We start from the raw sequence: 18,635 nt of genomic DNA on the forward strand, positions 1-18,635 counted from the left end.
TCCTAGCTGCTTCGGCCTGCGACCGAAAACGAACAATGAACGGTGTGCTGTCGAGGGGAGTGCGGGCGGCACCGGGGCTTACCATCCGGCGGCCTTGGTGAGCGCGAGTGCCTGGGCGTTCCACCAGTCCCCTGCCGTGGGGCCGCCGTTGCAGGTTCCGTCGCTCTCGCCCGGCTGCTTGATCCAGAGGTTCGCATCCTGGGCGCCCTGGTTCGAGACGACGGAGGGCAGGACGCCGAGGGCGCGGCCGGGGGGATTGCACCACTCGCCGTTCGAGCCCGCACCGTTGCGGGAGGTGTCGATCACGTAGTGGGCGCCGTTGGTGAGGTCGGAGACCTGCTGTGCATACGCGTGCTCGGCCGCGGAGTCCATGTAGTTGGACACGTTCGTCGCGAAACCGCGCACGGAGGCGATGCCCGAGCGGTTGAGCAGCCCGGCCATCGCGGACGGGGCGATCCATTCGGAGTGGCCGGCGTCGAGGTAGACCGTTGCGCGCGTGGGTGCGAGGAGGTCGACTGCGGTGTGCACCTCGTGCACCCGCTCCTCGACGTTGTTGCACTGGGTGGCGAGGGAGAGGGCATCGGGCTCGAGGATCACGACGGCCTCGCGCAACGTCAGGCTCGTCGCGATCGCCTGCACCCAGCCGGGGTATTCGAGCACCGAGAGTCCGCCGGCCGAGAAGTTGCCGCAGTCCCGGTTGGGGATTCCGTAGAGAACGAAGACGGCTGTCTTCCCGTCCTTGATCGCGGCATCTGTGATGGTCGCGACCTCTTCGCCGACCGTGTCGAGCGGATACTTCTCCGGCGTCAGCCAGATCGCCGCGGGCTGGGCGGCGAGCCGGCCCAGCGCCGTCGCCTCTGCCGAGGTCGCCCCGAACCTTTCGGCTGCATCCGCTGCGGCCTGCGCCGCCGAGGAGGACGGATTAACGTAGAACGAGGTGGTTGCCAGCGGGTTCACGGTCTGACCTCCGGGTACCTGCAGGGCGAAAGCGCTGACGAAAGTGCCGAGGGCAAGCACGGGCACCGCCAGGGCGATGATGCCGAGGACGAGACCTGTACGCGAGCCGGACGAATGCACGAACCCACCCTATCGGGGGGGTTATACAGATATGTTACGCAGGAGTATCGTCTGACGGATCTTTGTTCCGTTTTGGTGTCCCATTTCGCCCCCAGTCCGGGGTGATCGGCGGTATCGGACGCGGTCAGGCGCCCGTGCGCGCGGCGTTACACTCGAACGTGTGAATCCAATGGCGCAGGTTGATGTCGTACTTATTGGTGGCGGCGTCATGAGCGCCACTCTCGGCACCTTGATCAAACAGGTGCAGCCCGACTGGAGTATCGAGGTCTACGAGCGCCTCGGCGAGGTCGCCCAGGAGAGCTCGAACCCCTGGAACAACGCGGGGACCGGTCACGCTGCCCTGTGCGAGCTCAACTACATGCCCCAGGCGAGCGACGGAAGCGTCACCGCCGACAAGGCCGTGAGCATCAATGAGCAGTTCCAGATCAGCCGCCAGCTCTGGTCGTCCCTGGTCATCGACGGCGTTCTGCCCGAACCGACGAAGTTCATCAACTCGACGCCGCACATGACGTTCGTGCACGGCAAGTCCAACGTCGAGTACCTGCGCAAACGGTTCGCGGCGCTCAAGGACCAGCCGCTCTTCCACGGGATGGAATACAGCGAAGACCCGGCCGTCATCGGCACCTGGACCCCGCTGCTCACGAAGAACCGCCCGAAGAACCAGCGCATCGCCGCGACCCGGATCGCCTCGGGCACCGATGTCGACTTCGGCGCACTCACCCGCTACCTCTTCGACGACCTCGCAGCCAAGGGTGTCGGCGTCCACGTCAACCAGCAGGTCACCGGCCTGAAGAAGCTGACGGACGGCACCTGGCGGCTGAACCTCCGGCGCCTCGTCGGCGGGCACCCCAGCATTGTGAAGGCCCGCTTCGTGTTCGTGGGTGCCGGCGGCGGCGCGCTCGCCCTGCTGCAGCAAAGCGGCATCCCCGAGGCACGCGGCTTCGGCGGGTTCCCGATCAGCGGCCAGTTCCTGCGCACGACCAATCCCGCGGTCGTTGCCCAGCACCAGGCCAAGGTTTACGGCAAGGCCGCCGTCGGCGCCCCGCCGATGTCGGTCCCGCACCTCGACACCCGCCACGTCGAGGGGGAGGCCTCGCTGCTGTTCGGGCCCTTCGCGGGGTTCACGCCCAAGTTCCTCAAGTCGAGCACCTGGTTCGACCTCCCCTTCTCTGTCCGTGGGCACAACATCGGCCCGATGCTCGCCGTCGCCCGGCACAACGTCGGCCTGATGAAGTACCTCTTCGGCGAGGTCTTCGCGTCCCGCACCGTCAAGCTCAAGGCCCTGCAGGAGTTCATGCCGACGGCGAAGATGGCCGACTGGGAGCTCATCACCGCGGGCCAGCGTGTCCAGGTGATGAAGAAGGACCCGAAGGAGGGCGGCGTGCTGCAATTCGGAACCGAGGTCATCACCTCGGCCGACGGCAGCATCGCCGGCCTGCTCGGGGCATCCCCCGGGGCATCGACCGCGGCTCCGATCATGGTCGACCTGCTCAAGCGCTGCTTCCCCGAGCAGTACCCGGCCTGGGAACCGCGACTCCGCGAACTGATCCCGAGCCTCGGCACGACCCTGTCGGACGACCCCGCCCGCGCCGCAGCCTCCCTCGCCGCGACCGCCGCGACCCTGCACCTCACCAACCCCTGACCGATCCCCAACCCCTGACCGATCCGACGGAGTCGGGCACGATCTCCGTCGAATCGGTGAGGGCGGATGCCGCGTCACCCTTGCGCAAGTATCGAACGTGTGTTCGAATGTATGCATGCGGTGGAGCGGGCAGGAACTCACGACGGAACAAGCGGGCGCGCTTCCCGGCCTTGCCCGGCTGAACAACCTGGTGCGGAGCGTGCGCACCCCCGAGTTCGCGGGGATCACCTTCCACGAGATCCTGGCCAAGTCCGCGCTCAACCGGGTGCCCGGCCAGAGCGCCATGCCGTTCGGCTGGACGATCAACCCCTACCGAGGCTGCTCCCATGCGTGCACATACTGCCTGAGCCCGGAAACGCTCATCCTGATGGCCGACGGACGGCAGAAGCCACTCTGGGAGGTCAGGGTTGGCGATGCGATCATGGGTACGGAGACCGTCGGCGCCTACCGGCGGTATGTGCAGACCACAGTGCTCGCTTCCTGGGACACCCGGAAGCGCGGCTACCGCGTCACCCTCGCTGACGGCACCGAGCTCGTGGCCAGCGGAGATCACCGCTTCCTCACCGAGCGAGGGTGGAGGTTCGTCACCCGCGCCATGCGCGGGGACGGTCAACGTCCCTACCTGACCGAGAACAACAAACTCATGGGTTTCGGGCTCGTAGGGCCCGCCATTGACCGGAAGCTGTCCATCGCCGGTGCAGCCGTGAAGTCCGCGGCTTTACTTCAGGTCGTGTCCGTCGAGGACCTGGGGACCACGATGGACATGATCGACATCACGACCGGGACCGGCGACTTCATTGCGAACGGGGTCATCAGCCACAACTGTTTTGCCCGCAACACGCACACGTACCTCGACCTCGACGCCGGCAAGGACTTCGACAACGAGATCATCGTGAAGGTCAACGTCGCGGAGGTTCTCCGCAAGGAGCTCGCCAGGCCCGCCTGGGAGCGCAACGCCGTCGCGCTCGGCACCAACACCGATCCCTACCAGCGTGCAGAGGGTCGCTACCGGCTGATGCCGGGCGTCATCGCGGCGCTCGCCGACTCCGGCACCCCGCTCTCGATCCTGACCAAAGGCACCCTGATCCGGCGCGACCTCGATCTGCTCGTGGAGGCGAGCACGCTCGTGCCCGTCGACCTCGCCCTCTCGATCGCGATCTACGACGACGAGCTGCAGTCAGCGGTCGAGCCGGGCACGCCATCCACGGCGGCGCGCCTCGCCACGGTGACCGCCATCCGGGAGCGCGGCCTGCGCTGCTCCGTGTTCATGATGCCGATCCTGCCGTTCCTCACCGACACCCGGGCGCACCTCGACGACGCCCTCCGCCAGGCGAAGGCTGCCGGGGCCTCCGACGTGATGAACACCGCGCTGCACCTGCGGCCGGGGGTGCGCGACTGGTTCATGCAGTGGCTCGCGAGGGACCACCCCGACCTCGTGCCCCGCTACCACGAGCTCTACGGTCGTAACGCCTACGCACCCAAGGGCTACCGGCAATGGCTCGCGCTCCGGATCAAGCCGCTGATCCGGGCGCACGGGCTCGAGCACGGGATCGAGGATCCCGTCACCGGCGGCGTCCGCTCCCGCGCGCTCGCCCGCCCCGCGCCCGCCGTCCCTGCGTTCCCTGGCCGGCCCGTGCCCGGCCCGGGGTTGCTCATTGCGGGCGAGCTCCCGCCTGAGCTGCACCCGACCCTGTTCTGAACTGCGGCTCCGCACATCGGATGCCTCGCTGCGCCCCCGCCCCGGCTGAGGTGTCGCAGATCGACGTTCAACGCCCACGCGAACCTCGATTCGCGACCCTTCACGCCAGAAGGACTCCACCGGATGCGATAATCGACGGAGAACGGAGCGGCAATGACCCTAGGCCTCCCCGACCATCTGGTCGGTACCTCGGTCGGGCGTGCCCTGGCCCAGGCCACGCACTGGTTCGGCCTCACCTGCCTGGTCGGTGCCCTCGTCTCGATCGCCGTTCTCGGCATCAGCCACCCGAGCGCGCAGATCGGCGTGAGCCTGATCGGGATCCTCTCGATGGCGATCCTCCTCTTCCTCCTGTCCCGCCACCGCACCGTGCTGCTCTCGGTCGCCTACCTTCTCGTCGGCTCCGTCGTCACCTACGTCGTCAGCGTCACCCTGCTCGGGCTGCCCGAGCTCTTCCACAGCTCGGACGTCTTCCTCGTGTCCATGCCGAAGATGGCGCTGCTGATGGTCGGCGGCGTCGGAACGGGCGCCCTCGTGGGCGTGCTCTGGGGCACCGCGGGCTTCATCCTCGCCGAAACCGTGACCGTCCTCGCCGCCCTCGAAACCGGGGTGCCCTATCACCCCGATGCGTTCACGGTGTCGACGTACCTCTTCCTCGTCGGGGTGATGCTCGTGAGCGGCCTCGGCCGGCGCAGGCACCGTCCGGTGCAGCTCGCCATGCACCGGGCACTGCAGGAGGACCAGTCCCGGCTGCTGCGGCACGAACTCGACGTGCGCGCAGTCGCCCTCAGCCAGGACACCACGCTCAACCAGCTTGTCGCGCTCGTGCACGCCCACCCCGGGCCGCTCGGCCCGCACCTGGCCGCAGGCATCCGTGAGACCGTGGACACCCTGCACGGCACCAGCTGGCTCACCGACTCCGACGAGCGACTTTCCGGCCCGGACGGCTGGCTCGACAGTGCCGTCTACTCCGCGATCGAACGCTGCCGTGACCGCGGCCTCGTCGTCGAGGTCACGGGGGAGCGCGCCGCCCTCGGCCGCCTCGACGCGGTCGCCGACCGCGAGCTCGGCCTCGCCGTGCAGCAGTGCCTGATCAACGTCATCCTGCACGCCGGCATCGTCTCCGCCGAGGTCGTCATCGAATCCACCGACCACGATCTCTCGGTGATGGTGATGGATGCCGGCCGCGGCTTCACGGAATCGGAGACCGGCGCCGACCGCCTCGGCCTTCGTCAGGCGGTGCGCCGCCGGATCGAGCGCCTCGGCGGCTCGGTCACGATCATGACCCGTCCCGGTGCGGGCACCTCCGTGCTCCTGACGGTGCCTGCGCCTCCCGGTGACGCCGTCGAACGGCCCGGCACCGGTGCGGCAAGCGGCCCGGCATCCGATCCGGCCGGCGACACCGCGAGCGACGCCGGGATCGGCTGGCCGCTATGAGCCGCAGCTCCCTGACCCAGCAGCAGCTCGATCCGCTCGGAGCCCTCGCCGCGTGGCCGCTCGCGCCGGCGATCGCCGCGATCGTCACGGTCTCCGCAGTCACGGCCACGATCACCCAGGCCGGCCAGACCGGCAACGCGCTCCTGGGCTCCCTCGCGATCGCGGCCGTCACCCTCGCCGCGATCCTGCTCGTCCTCGCCTCCCGCCCGAGAAACGCACCGTTCCGCGCCGCCGCACACGTGGCCATCGCCGTGCTCGCCCTCGCCGCCTACCTGCTCGAACAGGCCTCCCGCTGGAACCACAACGCCCTGATCCAGGACGACTTCGGTCCCGTCGCGATCGGCCTCCTCCTGCTCGGCCTCGCCCCCTACCGGCCGTGGCGCCAGATCGCGGCCTCCGCCGGGGTCCTCGCGCTCGTCGTCGCCGCTGTGACCTGGGTGCAGGCGCCCTTCCACTCCATCGACGTCGCCCCCGTCGTCTTCGCCGCCGTCGCGGTCACCCAGGTCCTCGCTCCTGCGCTCGCCGGGGCCGCATACTCCCGTCGCCTCGTCGGCTCACTGCTGGCCTGGCAGACGGATGCCCGCCGTGCGATCATCGAGCGCACAGAGGAGACCAGGGCCCGCGTGGTCAGGGCCGTCGTCGAGCAGCAGCGCACCGAACTCGCCGCCGGCGTGCTCCCGCTGCTCACCGAGGTCCTCGAACGCGGCGAGATCACCAAGGCCGACATCACCCGGGCCGGTGCGCTCGCCGCCGACGTGCGCAAGGCGCTCCTTCGCGAGCTCGACAAGACCTGGCTCGACGCGGCCATCGCGAGGGAGCGCGCGGCACTCCTGGCCCGCGGCATCACCCCGCTGCTCGTGGTCGCCGATCCCGACCGCCGCGCCGCCGCCTTCCATACCGACCAGCGCGCCGCGACCGCGGCCCTGCTCGGCGCCCTCTGCTCGGCGCCGGGCTTCGACCCCTGCAGCCTCGTCGTTCAGGTCACCGCGGGCGACGAGTTCCGCGGCACCGGGTCCCCGCGGCCTGCCCTGACCCGGTCGCCGCTCACCACGACGTCCGAGATCCCGCTGAGCACCTCCCCGCTCCGCACGATCCCCGACCGCGGACCCCGGCGCGAGATGCCCGCGGGCGCCGGCGCCCCGGCATCCGCCCCCCGGCTCGACCAGGTCACGATCCAGGTCGGCATCGACCTGCCCGCCCGGGCCGTTCGCGCCCTGCTGCGGCCCTACCTCGGCGTCCTGCACGTGGTGTTCGGGCGGGTGCGCGTCTCCACGAGCCGGGCATCCGGTCGTCGTCCACTCGTGACGCTCGAGTTCGACGCGGAACACGGCCCCGAACGCCGACGCGTCGCACGCCCAGTACGCTGAACTGACCCGGGGCAGACGAACGCGCCGGGTGGCGCAGAGGGGGATTCCAGGTACCGTGGCAAAACTGTACTTTCGCTATGGAGCGATGAACAGCGGCAAGAGCACGTCGATGCTCCAGGCCGCATACAACTACGAGGAGCGCGGCCATCGTGTGCTGCTCGCCAAGCCGTCTGTCGACACCAAAGGTGATCGGGGCATCCTCTCGCGCCTCGGCGTGACGCGCGGCGTCGACTTCCTGCTCACCCCTGAGACGGATGCCTACGCCCTCTTCCAGGAGCACCGCGCTCAGGTCGTCGCCCGCGACGGGCTCGACGTCAGCGCCCTCCTCGTCGACGAGGCGCAGTTCCTCACCGAGGCCCAGGTCGACGACTTGCTCCGCATCGCGATCCTCGAGAACATCCCCGTCCTGGCGTACGGGATCCGCACCGACTTCCAGACCGTCGCGTTCCCCGGCAGCCGCCGCCTGCTCGAGATCGCGCACAGCCTCGAAGAACTCAAGACCATCTGCCGCTGCGGGCGCAAGGCCGTCTTCAACGGCCGCAAGATCGACGGGCGCTTCGTCTTCGCTGGCGACCAGGTCGCGATCGACGGGGCCTTCGTCACCTATGAGTCCCTGTGCGGCTCCTGCTACCTCGAGGAGAGCGGCGGGCGCCTCGGCCATCGGGCCATGAACGAGGGGAGGGGGCGCCCGGCTGTCTCTCCAGAAGACCTCGTCCCTGGCGAGACTGCGAGCGCCCCACATGCCCCCCGGCGCGTTCCCCCGGTTTCACCCTAGGACCAGCACATCACCGTCGAAAAGCCGTCACTTCCGGTGGCACCCGAACACGCACGCCGGCGGCAGGAACACCATCCAGCTTCACCGCACCGCAGGCGCCGTCCCCGTACGGCCTGACCGAAAGTTTCTCGTGCCCAGCTATCGCATTGCCTTGATCGATGACCACGAGATCGTCGCGCGCGGTTTCGCCGCCCTCTTCGGGGCGCTCCCGGAGATCCAGGTCGTCGCAACGGTCGCTTCGGTGACCGAACTGCTCGAATCGACCGCGCAGGCCAGCCACCCGGTCGACCTCGTGATCCTCGACCTGCGGCTGTCCGACGATTCGGCCGTCGGCGACAACGTCGACCGGCTGCGCTCCGCCGGTTCGGCCGTCCTCGCCTTCACCGCGGGCGACGACGCCGTGCTGATGCGCACGGCCGCCCGCAGCGGGGTGCTCGGCGTGGTGCGCAAGTCCGAACCGACGGCGGTGCTGCTCGACGCGGTGCTCCGCGCCGCCGCCGGGGAGCCGATCCCCTCGACCGAGTGGGCTGCCGCCCTCGACGGCGACCCCGAGCTCAACGACGCCGGGCTCAGCCCGCGGGAACGCGAAGTGCTCTCCCTCTACGCGGCCGGCGCGAAGGCCCCGCTCGTCGCCGCCCGCACCGGCCTCGCCGAGGCGACCGTGATCGACTACATCCGCCGGGTCCGTTCGAAATACCAGCGCGTCGGACGCCCGGCCAACACGAAGATCGACCTGTACAAGCGGGCCCTCGAAGACGGCATCCTGCCGGTCCCCGGCCAGCCGTGAGGCGCGGCCGGCGCCCGCTCGCCGGCCTGACCGCCGCCGAGCGCCTCGCCCGGGTGCTCTATACGTCGATCGGTCCCACCGCGGTGGTGTTCTGCCTCCTCAGCCTGGGCTCCTTCCTCAGTCAGGTCTGGGCGCCGCGACCCCTTCCCGCGATCCTGATCTGGGCCCTCGTCTTCGGGCTGCCCGTCGCGCTCGGTGTGCTCTCCCGGCGGGCGTCGCTGAGGCTGCTGCGCCGGATCGCGCTCGCCGAGGGCGTCGTGTTCCTCGCCATCCTCGTCTTCTGGTTGTCGTTCCGGGCCACCCCGCTCCCGGCCGGCGCGGACATCCCCTGGGCCCTGACCTTCACCGGGGTGCCCGTCCTCGCCGTCGGCGTCGCCACCCGCGACCGCTTCGGCTGGGCCTATCTCGTCGTCGTCTGCGCGCTCAGCGGCCTCGTCCGCGCCGCGACATCGACGGATCCCCGGCCGGTCCTCGTCGGCCTCGAAGACGCCGTCTACTCGATGCTCCTCGTGGGCGTCTTCCTCGGGCTGATGATGGCGGCCCGCCGCAATGCCGTCCGGGTCGACGCTGCGACGGTCGCCACCCGGGCGGACATCGCTGCCGCCGCGGCGGGAGTGGCCCGCAGCCGCGAGCGCGTGGCGATCGACGCGCTCGTGCACGACAGCGTCATCTCCACCCTGTTGATGGCCGGCCGCGGCGGCATTCCTGCCGCAGCCCTCGCCGAGCACGCCGCCACCACCCTTGTGCGCCTCGACGCGGTCAGGGACCGCGCCCCCGGGCAGCTCGTCCCCGGCCCCGAACTGACCCGACGACTCGAAGCCCTCGCCGCGCAGATCACGCCCGACGCCGTCGTGAACTCCGACCTCGACGACCGCTCAGTAGTGACGGCCGCAGCCGCGACGGCCCTGCTCGGCGCCGTCGGCGAGGCCCTGCGCAATTCCCGGGTCGCTGCGGGGGTCGGCCTTGACCGCCCGGTGCACCGCAGCGTCACCGCACGGATGCAGGGCCCCGGCCTCCGCATCACCGTCCGCGACGACGGGGTCGGCTTCGATCCCGCGAGCGTCCCGGCCGAACGCCTCGGCATCGCCCGCAGCATCGTCGAGCGGATGCGCCGCGTGGCGGGAGGGGCGGCCACGGTCTGGTCGCGGCCGGGCGCCGGCGCCGAGGTCGTGGTCTCCTGGACGCCGGAGGCGACAACGCTGGCCATGCCGGTCGCCCCGGGAACCCCGGCAACGCCCGCAGCCATCCCGCTGCTCGTCACCCTGCCGCGGAGCCTCGCCCTCGTCCTCCTCGCCGTCTTCGCCGCGGTGCACCTGCTCCTCGCCTTCGGAGACCCCGGCCCCGCCGCAGGCCGGCCCCTCACCGCCCTCGGCCTGCTCCTGATCGTCGCCGCCGCGGCGTGGCTCCTGGTCATCGTCCCCGACCCGATTCCCCGCCGGGCCCCTGTCGTGGTGATCCTGCTCGCCACCGCGGGGGCCGCGCTCGCCTCGGCAGCCGTCGCCCCCGCATCCGCCCAGCCGTTCGCGCACTGGGCGTTCGGTGCCGTCACCCTGCTGCTCGTCCTGCTCGCCACCCGCGGACGGCCCGGCCCGGCCTGGGCCGGCTACGGCCTGCTCGTCGCGGTCGGCCTCGGCTGGGCGCTTCTGAACGGGCTGGGCGTCGCCGACGGCCTCACCCTCGTGGTGCGGCACGCCGCCACCCTGCTCGCCGGGGCGGTCTTCGCCGTCGGGCTCACCCGTTCGACCCGTACCCTCGCCGTGCTCAACCGGGAGCGCGCGGTCTCCATCGCGACGACCGCGAGCGCCGAAGCGGGTGTCACCGAACGGGAATCGGAACTCGCCCGAGTGAACGCGCTCGCCCGGCCTGCCCTCGAGCGCCTGGCCGGCGGGGAAGACCTCGATCCGCCGCTCCGCGCCGAGTGCCTCATCGTCGAGGCCACCCTGCGCGACGCCATCCGGGCCAGGACGCTCTTCGTCGAACCCGTGATCACCGCCGCCCGCGCCGCACGGCTCCGCGGCGTCGACGTCACCCTGCTCGACGACTCCGGCGGACGGCCCCCCGAGGCGCTCGCCGCGGTCGCGGGCATCGTCGCCGGCCAGCTCGATCTGCTCGACGCCGGTCGCCTCACCGCGCGGCTCCTCCCGCCCGGCCGTGACGACGTCGCTTCCCTCGTCGTCGAGTCCACGGGTACCCGGATGCTGACGGTTTCGCCGGTCGGAAAGCTCCGCACCCCCTGATCGTGGGTCTGTCCCGGACTCGAACGCGGGGTTAGCGTTGGGCGTTACCAACTTTCCCGGGCGTGGATAGATTTGCTGCGTGCGCTCGCGGTTCTCTGCAGCTTCAGCCGGCGGGGGAGGATCACGTGGCTTCACTGACCGAGATTCTCATCCTGCACGGGCTGCTGCCGATCGAGAAGCTCGACACCCTCATGGCCGGTGACCCGGCCGACGAAAGCGCCGTGCGTGCACTCGTCGACTCCGGGGTGATCACCGAGGCGCAGTTCGCCCGTGCCCGCGCCGAGCAGGCCGGCCTCGCCTTCGTCGAACTGATCGACTTCCCCGTCGACCGGCTCGCCGTCGCCCTCGTCACCCCGGCAATGAGCCGCAGGCACCAGGTGCTGCCGATCGCGATCGAGGGCGGCCGCCTCGTGCTCGCCATGGTCGACCCCGGCAACGTGTTCGCGATCGACGACGTGCGCGAGTCCGCGCGCATGCGGGTCATCCCCGTCGTCGCAGAGAAGAACGACCTGCTCGCCGCGATCGCCCGCTACCACCGCGCCGACGACGAGCTCAGCAACCTCACCACCACCATGGAGGACGAGCAGGCCACCGTCGAGGCCGCATCGGCTTTCGGGGTCTCCGACTCGCTCGACGACGACGCCCCGATCGTGCGCTTCGTCAACCTCCTCGTCAGCCAGGCCATCCAGGACAAGGCCTCGGACATCCACATCGAGCCCGCCGAGCACAACCTGCGGGTGCGGTACCGCATCGACGGGGTGCTGCACGAGATGCAGCGGGCGCCCAAGAGCATCCAGAACGGCGTCATCTCGCGCCTCAAGATCATGAGCGACATCGACATCGCCGAGCGTCGGAAGCCCCAGGACGGCCGGATGTCGGTCAGCCACGCCGGCCGCCAGATCGACCTCCGCGTGGCGACCCTGCCCACGGTCTGGGGCGAGAAGATCGTCATGCGAATCCTCGACAACTCCTCGACGACGATGGACCTGCACGACCTCAACCTGCTCGAGCACAACTACGAGGCGTACAGGAAGTCGTACACGAAGCCCTACGGGATGATCCTCGTCACGGGCCCGACCGGGTCCGGCAAGTCGACCACCCTGTACACCACGCTCAACTCGGTCGCCCGCCCGGAGATCAACGTGATCACGGTCGAGGACCCCGTCGAGTACCGAATGAAGGACATCAACCAGGTACAGGTGAACCCCAAGGCGGGGCTCACCTTCGCGAGCGCGCTGCGGTCCATCCTCCGCAGCGACCCCGACGTCGTGCTCCTCGGCGAGATCCGCGACCACGAGACCGCGCAGATCGCCATCGAGGCGTCGCTCACCGGCCACCTCGTGCTCTCGACCCTGCACACCAACGACGCCCCGAGCGCGATCACGCGCCTGACCGAGATGGGTATCGAGCCCTTCCTCGTCGGCTCCGCACTCGACTGCGTTGTCGCCCAGCGCCTCGCCCGCCGCCTCTGCGACCGCTGTAAGGCCCCCGCAGAGGTCACCGTCGAGCGCCTGAACCAGCTGCGCTTCGGGTTCGACCCGACCCAGCCGCTGCCGGTGCTCTACCAGCCCATCGGCTGCCAGAACTGCTCGAAGACCGGGTACCGAGGCCGGCTCGCCGTGCACGAGGTCATGACGGTCTCCGAGAACATCGAACGGCTCGCCGTCGACCGCGCCTCGAGCGCGGACATCGGCCGGGCCGCCCGGTCGGAGGGAATGATTTCCCTCCGTGATGACGGCTGGGAGAAGGTCCGCATGGGCCTGACCTCGATCGAAGAGATTCTGCGAGTTGTTGCATAGCGCTCGTCGCATGCCGAAAGGAAAGAACGCATGGACAAGCCCATCTATGAAATTCCGGCCGTCGAGCCGGGAGAGAACGTCTCCTGGTGGGACCAGATCGCGGCCGGCCCCGCCGAGAGCGCTGCCCTCGAGAAGGCGGATGCCGAGCGCACCGCCGCCGAGCAGGTCGCGGCCGAGCGCACCGCACGCCTCCAGGCCGCGGTCGACAGCGCGGCGGCCGAACGTCGCGGCGCCGGAATCGACGAAACCGGCGGCCACGGCTTCGAACGCCGCAGCGTCCGTCGCGCCGAACCCGATTTCGCCCCGGCGCCCCTCCAGGGATTCGCGGTCCCGGCGGCATCCGCTGACGAGGACCTCGACGACATCGATGTGAACCAGGCCGAACCGCCCCGTTCCGCGATCGACTACACGCTTCCGCTCCCGGCAGCGGCCCCGTACACGCTCCCGCAGCCGGTGGCCGCACCGCACACTCCCCTAGGCACGCAGCCGATGGAGCCGCCCACCGGGACACCTTTCGCCGTTCCCTTCGTTGTGCCCACTGCCGCCGCCGAGCAGGAACGGGTCGCCGACCCGGCGATGACCCCGCCGCAGCCGTACGTCTCGCAGAACGCACGCCCGGCCGGTCGCCGCGCCGCGATCCAGGCCGAGCCGGAGACCCACACCGAAGGCGCCCGCCCGCATTCCCCCGTGCACGTCGGCCCCGACGGCCGCCCCGCCGACCAGGACCTGATCGACGCCCTCCACCTCGTGCTCGAGCTCGAGGCCTCCGACCTGCACATCACCGTCGGCGCCCCGCCCACGATCCGCGTCGACGGCGCCCTGCGCCCGATCGAGGGCCTCCCGGCCTGGATGCCGGAGAAAGTCAGGACGGCCCTCGAGAGCATCATCTCGCCCGCAGACCTCGCACGATTCGAGGACGACCGCGAGCTCGACTTCGCGTACACCGCCGCCGGCGCCCGGTTCCGGGTGAACTTCTACCACCAGCGCAACTCGATCGGTGCAGCCTTCCGGCTCATCCCGCGCGAGATCAAGCCGCTCAAGGAACTCGGCGTGCCCGAGTCCGTCGGCCGGTTCTCGCTGCTGCCCCGCGGCCTCGTCCTGGTCACCGGGCCTACCGGTTCCGGTAAGTCCACGACCCTCGCCGCGATGGTCGACCTCGCCAACAGCACGAGGCCCGACCACATCGTCACGGTCGAGGACCCGATCGAGTTCCTGCACAAGCACAAGAAGTCGCTCGTCAACCAGCGCGAGGTCGGCCACGACACCAAGAGCTTCGCCGCCGCCCTCAAGCACGTGCTGCGCCAGGACCCCGACATCATCCTGATCGGCGAGCTCCGCGACCTTGAGACCATCTCGGTGGCCCTGACCGCCGCCGAGACCGGCCACCTTGTCTTCGCGACCCTGCACACCCAGGATGCCGCCCAGACGATCGACCGCATGATCGACGTGTTCCCGCCGCACCAGCAGGGCCAGATCCGCACCCAGCTCGCGGCGACCCTCCGCGGCGTGGTCTGCCAGACCCTCGTGAAGCGCGCGAACCAGAAGGGCCGCGTGGTCGCGACCGAGATCCTCGTCACGACGCCGGCCATCGCCAACCTCATCCGCGAGGGCAAGACTCACCAGATCACGTCGATGATGCAGGCCGGTGGCGGCGACGGAATGCACACCATGGACCAGCACCTCGCCGACCTCGTCGATACCGGCCAGATCACCCGACAGGCCGCTCTCGACAAGGCGCACGACGTGGAGAGCCTGCAGCAGCTGATCAAGCGCGCCGACACGACGACCGACGACTCGTCCCGAACGATGGGCGGCGGTGGCGTCGACTACGGCGACACCTACTCCATCCCTCAGCGCTGATGTCGACCGCAACGGCCTGGGCCTATGTCGGCCGGGACAACAACGGCAAGACCGTCAAGGGCAAACTGGATGCCTCGAGTGAAGGGGCCGTGGCCAGTCGCCTCGGCAGCATGGGCATTTCGCCCATCTCCATCAAGGAATCGGCCGAGGGCACCGGCCTGAACCGGGAAATCAACATTCCCGGCTTCACGAAGGGTGTCGGCCTCAAAGACCTCGCGATCATGAGCCGCCAGATGGCGACCATGATCGGTTCAGGCCTGTCCCTGCTGCGCACGCTCAACATCCTTGCGGAGCAGACCGAGAGCAAGCCGCTCGCCAAAATCCTCGGTCAGGTGCGGGATGACGTCGAGACCGGCGTCTCGGTCTCGGAATCGTTCGCCAAGCATGGCCGTGAGTTCCCACCGATCATGATCAACATGATCCGCGCGGGCGAGACCGGTGGGTTCTTGGACCGGGCCCTCGAGTCGATCGCGGCGAACTTCGAGAAGGAGGTCAAGCTGCGCGGAACCATTAGGTCTGCGCTGACCTACCCGGTGATCGTGCTGATCATGTCCCTGGTTTCGGTGATGATCATGCTCATCTTCATCGTTCCGATCTTCGACGACATGTTCAAAGGCCTGGGCGGTGGTCTGCCGCTCCCCACGCAGATTCTCGTCAACATCTCACATTCCATGATCTATGTCGTGCCCGTGCTCGTCGTGGTGGGCGTGGTCTTCAGCATCTGGTGGAGCAAGAACAAGAACACGGAAAAGGTGCGCCGCTTCCGCGACCCGATCATGCTCAAGCTGCCCGTGTTCGGCCCGCTGCTGAAGAAGATCGCCGTTGCCCGGTTCAGCCGTAACTTCGCGAACATGATCGGTGCCGGAGTCCCCATCCTGCAAGCACTCAAGATCGTCGGCGAGACCTCGGGCAATTGGGTCATCGAGAATGCACTGGTCAAAGTGGCCGAGTCGGTGCGCCAGGGCCAGTCCATCTCCGGCCCGCTTCTGGCCCAGCCGGTCTTCCCGCCGATGGTCACGCAAATGATCGCCGTCGGCGAAGACGCCGGCTCGCTCGAGACCATGCTGAACAAGATCGCCGATTTCTACGACCAGGAGGTCGAGTCATCGACGGAGCAGCTCACCGCCGCTATCGAGCCGCTCATGATCGCGTTTCTCGGCGTCGTGATCGGCGGCATGGTCATCGCTCTGTACATGCCGATCTTCAGTATCGCGGGCGCCATCAAATAGGACACGCCGCGAGCCGCCCTCGTACTGGGGGTGGAATTGCATGCAATACCCCTCATTCATGGGTCGCCGCTGGAAACCACCTGCAAATACGCTTGGAGTCCAATCGGGCCCGATGGCCGGTTCCACACCTAACTGAATGGATCTCACAGTGGTCACTCGTGCGCTCAACGCCCTCAACCTCCGCCGCAAGAAGCTCGACGAGAACGAAAAAGGATTTACCCTGATCGAGCTCCTCGTCGTCGTCATCATCATCGGAATTCTCGCTGCGATCGCCATCCCTGTCTACCTCGGCGTGCAGAACAACGCCAAAGACAGCGCGGTCAAGTCTGACCTCACCAACGTAAAGACGGCTGTCGTGAGTTACTTCACGCAGAATGCCGGTGCCTACCCGGCGCTGACAACCGCGGTCTTGGGGACCTACGGCTACAGCGGCACCAGCATCACGTACACCGCAGCCGCCGACGCTCCGAAGTGGTCAGTCGCGGCTCCGGCCACCAACGCGTCGACCTTCTGCATTGTTGCCAAGAGCCCGACCGGCACCTCCTTCTACGTCAGTGATTCAAGTGGCGTAACTGGGACTGCCTGCTAAGACGGGGCGCGTTCAAAAGAAGTGGGGCACCGCGATCGTGGTGCCCCACTTCTGCCGCTCAAATGACGGAATCGCTTGCTGGAGGTAAGACTTGGGGAAGAAGAAGATCTGCACGCGATTGTTCGCAGCCAGGTCAGAAGGCCTTTCCTTGGTCGAAATCTTGGTCGCGATGATGATCTTCTCCATGATCGCTCTGGGAGTCGGTTACGCGATGGTTACCACTCTCGCTCTTTCCCGCGACAGCAAGCTGCGCGAAACGGCATCTAGTATTGCCTCAACCGAGATCGACGCCGCTCGAGCACTAGGCAATCCATTTGCCGTGCTGGACGTCTCCGCGCACACGATTACAACTGCAGGATCGGAAAACTACATCGTCACGCGCACAACCGCCTGGGTCACACCGGCGGGAGCTGCGTCGACATGTGGAACGGGCGGCGGGGCTCTTCAATACAAGCGCATTACGGTCACCGTCAGCTGGCCGAACATTCGACCAAGCTCGCGCCCGGTCGTCGTCGATACCCTTCTGGCGCCAAGCGCCCGGATAAACGATCCGACAAAGGGGACCCTGCTCATCTCGGTTAAGAACGCTCGTGGCCTGGGGCAGTCCGGGGTGACCTTCACGGCGATTTCAGCGCTCGGTTCTGTCACGACTACTCCGACGGATGCCGACGGCTGTGCCTTTGTGCTTCAAGCGGCACCCGGCGACTATGCCGTGAAGCTCACGACAACAGGCATGATCGACTCGACGCAAGTTGCGAATCCGGTCCTCACGCGTACGGTCGCGGCGGGGACAAGTGCCTCCTATTCATTCCAATACGACACGGCCGTGCGGTTCACGCTCAACTACGCGTCCAATATCGTGGCTCCGCTACCGAAGATCCCGATCGATCTCGACTACACCTTTATCAACAGCCTGGGCAATTGGGCACTCAAAGCGACGAGTAACCACGTCGATCTGCACCCGTACACGGTCGGTTATCAGACGTTCGCTGGCAAGTTTGCAGCGACCGGATGTCCTTCTCCTGACCCGGAGGCCTGGGCCCCCGATACTCGTGTGACGCCGGCGCTCGTTGCGGTCCGCGGAGCCATTGCGGCACCTGCCCCGGGCGTCCCGGTCACCGTCAACGTCCCCATGGGCGGCGTCACCGTGACATCCGGGACGGCGGGCTGGCTCACCGCGGTATCGGACCCGGCCACCCCGGTGCCGGGCGAACCCTCATGCCTCACATCGGCGACCACCACGATGACCTACAACTTCGGCAATATCGTGCCGTCGTCGGGTGCTGTGCGCATCTCGCTTCCTTTTGGTTCCTGGAGACTTTTCACGAGTACGAGTAGCGGAGGGGCACTGACGCAGCTGCCCCAGACACGAGCGACGTTACTCACACATGGCCTCGCCCCTGACGCGACCGGCCTGTTCGTTCTGGACCCGCGATGAGGCCGGTCGAGCCGATGCGCCGGCCCGACACAGAGTCGGGAATCACTCTTGTGGAGCTTCTTGTAAGCATGATGCTTCTGGGCTTGATACTTGCGATGGCTTCCGGCCTGTACTCGAGCGTTGTTCGTTCGGTGTCGATAAGTCGATCACTGGACAGCAGTACCCGGGTGGCGTCGACCGCGGCCAACGAGCTCGGTCAGGTGATCCGTTTCGGCACGACACTGAAAGTGGCCGGATCGAGTATCGCGGCGCCAGCCTTCAGCTTCGCGGGCAGGGAGAGCGTGGTGCTTTTCAGCAATACCGACGTCAACGCTTTCGCGAGTGTGGCCGTTCGTCCTCCCAAACCCACGATGATTCGGTTCTCGATCGAACCCACGAGCCGCGCCCTGATCGAAAGCCGATGGACGGCGACGGCCTCCGGGGCAGCATGGGTCTTCGCCGCGACGACAACTTCCCCGAACTCAAGCCTCAATCTGGGCTCCAGCTTCGTTGACCCCGGCGCGGGAGCGCCCCTTTTCAGCTATTTCGACAGCAGCGGCGTTGTGATTGCCGCGCCGGCCACTGGAAGCATGGTCTCAGCGGATCTTGCCCGAATTGCAACCGTTCTGCTGACGGTCCGACTACAGGGCAATGATGGACCAGGCGCTGCGCCTGTGGTGATCGAACAAACGGTAGAGGTCGTCTCGTGAGCGCAGTGAGAAA

The 18,635-nt window shown here is 68.2% G+C and carries 15 protein-coding genes; 13 read left to right on the plus strand and 2 right to left on the minus strand.

From position 1 onward, the window contains the following. Positions 1-78: 78 nt before the first annotated feature. Positions 79-1,077 carry a glycoside hydrolase family 6 protein gene (locus E3O39_RS05840; RefSeq protein WP_134449865.1) on the minus strand — a complete coding sequence of 333 codons (999 nt, stop codon included), beginning with the start codon at positions 1,075-1,077 and terminating at the stop codon, positions 79-81. A gap of 169 nt (positions 1,078-1,246) precedes the next feature. On the opposite strand from E3O39_RS05840, the gene E3O39_RS05845 reads away from it, so the two are divergent. From E3O39_RS05845 to E3O39_RS19740, 11 genes are all read left to right on the plus strand, one after another. Next, a complete protein-coding gene (locus E3O39_RS05845; RefSeq protein WP_134450074.1) occupies positions 1,247-2,719 on the plus strand; it encodes a malate:quinone oxidoreductase in 1,473 nt (490 codons plus the stop codon). Positions 2,720-2,834: 115 nt separating this feature from the next. Beyond that, a complete protein-coding gene (locus tag E3O39_RS19210) occupies positions 2,835-4,418 on the plus strand; it encodes an Rv2578c family radical SAM protein (RefSeq protein ID WP_194088660.1) in 1,584 nt (527 codons plus the stop codon). A 153-nt stretch (positions 4,419-4,571) separates the two neighbouring features. Next, positions 4,572-5,852, plus strand: coding sequence for a sensor histidine kinase (locus E3O39_RS05860; protein WP_134449866.1), 1,281 nt, complete (start codon positions 4,572-4,574; stop codon positions 5,850-5,852). Next, positions 5,849-7,219: a hypothetical protein gene (locus E3O39_RS05865; protein WP_134449867.1), complete on the plus strand. Its 1,371-nt coding sequence runs from the start codon at positions 5,849-5,851 to the stop codon at positions 7,217-7,219. The genes E3O39_RS05860 and E3O39_RS05865 overlap by 4 nt, the downstream gene beginning before the upstream one ends. Before the next feature lie 55 nt (positions 7,220-7,274). Beyond that, positions 7,275-7,994: a thymidine kinase gene (locus E3O39_RS05870; protein ID WP_134449868.1), complete on the plus strand. Its 720-nt coding sequence runs from the start codon at positions 7,275-7,277 to the stop codon at positions 7,992-7,994. Between the two features lie 130 nt (positions 7,995-8,124). Then, positions 8,125-8,781 carry a response regulator transcription factor gene (locus tag E3O39_RS05875; RefSeq protein WP_241984987.1) on the plus strand — a complete coding sequence of 219 codons (657 nt, stop codon included), beginning with the start codon at positions 8,125-8,127 and terminating at the stop codon, positions 8,779-8,781. Continuing rightward, the gene (locus tag E3O39_RS05880; RefSeq protein ID WP_134449870.1) at positions 8,778-11,018 is read left to right on the plus strand and encodes a hypothetical protein; all 2,241 of its coding nucleotides are present in this window, start codon (positions 8,778-8,780) and stop codon (positions 11,016-11,018) included. Before E3O39_RS05875 ends, E3O39_RS05880 begins: the two co-directional genes overlap by 4 nt. Before the next feature lie 125 nt (positions 11,019-11,143). Beyond that, positions 11,144-12,817, plus strand: a complete 1,674-nt coding sequence (locus tag E3O39_RS05885) for a GspE/PulE family protein (protein ID WP_134449871.1) — start codon at positions 11,144-11,146, stop codon at positions 12,815-12,817. Between the two features lie 30 nt (positions 12,818-12,847). Next, positions 12,848-14,677, plus strand: coding sequence for a type IV pilus twitching motility protein PilT (locus E3O39_RS19430; protein WP_241984988.1), 1,830 nt, complete (start codon positions 12,848-12,850; stop codon positions 14,675-14,677). Further along, complete coding sequence (locus tag E3O39_RS05895) at positions 14,677-15,906, plus strand: type II secretion system F family protein (RefSeq protein ID WP_166787416.1); 1,230 nt, start codon at positions 14,677-14,679, stop codon at positions 15,904-15,906. Before E3O39_RS19430 ends, E3O39_RS05895 begins: the two co-directional genes overlap by 1 nt. Before the next feature lie 136 nt (positions 15,907-16,042). Next, a complete protein-coding gene (locus tag E3O39_RS19740) occupies positions 16,043-16,495 on the plus strand; it encodes a type IV pilin protein (protein ID WP_277871727.1) in 453 nt (150 codons plus the stop codon). 12 nt (positions 16,496-16,507) lie between these two features. On the opposite strand, the gene E3O39_RS18925 is transcribed toward E3O39_RS19740, so the two are convergent. Beyond that, a complete protein-coding gene (locus E3O39_RS18925) occupies positions 16,508-16,681 on the minus strand; it encodes a hypothetical protein (protein WP_166787417.1) in 174 nt (57 codons plus the stop codon). Here E3O39_RS18925 and E3O39_RS05905 point away from each other — a divergent pair. Then, positions 16,665-17,933: a type II secretion system protein gene (locus E3O39_RS05905; protein ID WP_134449872.1), complete on the plus strand. Its 1,269-nt coding sequence runs from the start codon at positions 16,665-16,667 to the stop codon at positions 17,931-17,933. The genes E3O39_RS18925 and E3O39_RS05905 overlap by 17 nt on opposite strands. Positions 17,934-17,947: 14 nt before the next feature. Further along, positions 17,948-18,622, plus strand: a complete 675-nt coding sequence (locus E3O39_RS05910; protein WP_255454142.1) for a type II secretion system protein J — start codon at positions 17,948-17,950, stop codon at positions 18,620-18,622. Positions 18,623-18,635 lie beyond the last annotated feature (13 nt).

The sequence above is a fragment of the Cryobacterium sp. MDB2-A-1 genome, from assembly GCF_004402675.1.
GTDB classification, from domain to species: Bacteria; Actinomycetota; Actinomycetes; order Actinomycetales; family Microbacteriaceae; genus Cryobacterium; species Cryobacterium glucosi.

Coding starts and splice junctions, on each gene's coding strand:
- E3O39_RS05845 (WP_134450074.1), top strand. CDS start 1,247: ATGGCGCAGGTTGATGTCGTACTTATTGGTGGCGGCGTCATGAGCGCC.
- E3O39_RS19210 (WP_194088660.1), top strand. CDS start 2,835: ATGCGGTGGAGCGGGCAGGAACTCACGACGGAACAAGCGGGCGCGCTT.
- E3O39_RS05860 (WP_134449866.1), top strand. CDS start 4,572: ATGACCCTAGGCCTCCCCGACCATCTGGTCGGTACCTCGGTCGGGCGT.
- E3O39_RS05865 (WP_134449867.1), top strand. CDS start 5,849: ATGAGCCGCAGCTCCCTGACCCAGCAGCAGCTCGATCCGCTCGGAGCC.
- E3O39_RS19430 (WP_241984988.1), top strand. CDS start 12,848: ATGGACAAGCCCATCTATGAAATTCCGGCCGTCGAGCCGGGAGAGAAC.
- E3O39_RS05895 (WP_166787416.1), top strand. CDS start 14,677: ATGTCGACCGCAACGGCCTGGGCCTATGTCGGCCGGGACAACAACGGC.
- E3O39_RS19740 (WP_277871727.1), top strand. CDS start 16,043: ATGGATCTCACAGTGGTCACTCGTGCGCTCAACGCCCTCAACCTCCGC.
- E3O39_RS05905 (WP_134449872.1), top strand. CDS start 16,665: ATGATGATCTTCTCCATGATCGCTCTGGGAGTCGGTTACGCGATGGTT.
- E3O39_RS18925 (WP_166787417.1), bottom strand. CDS start 16,681: ATGGAGAAGATCATCATCGCGACCAAGATTTCGACCAAGGAAAGGCCT.
- E3O39_RS05910 (WP_255454142.1), top strand. CDS start 17,948: ATGCGCCGGCCCGACACAGAGTCGGGAATCACTCTTGTGGAGCTTCTT.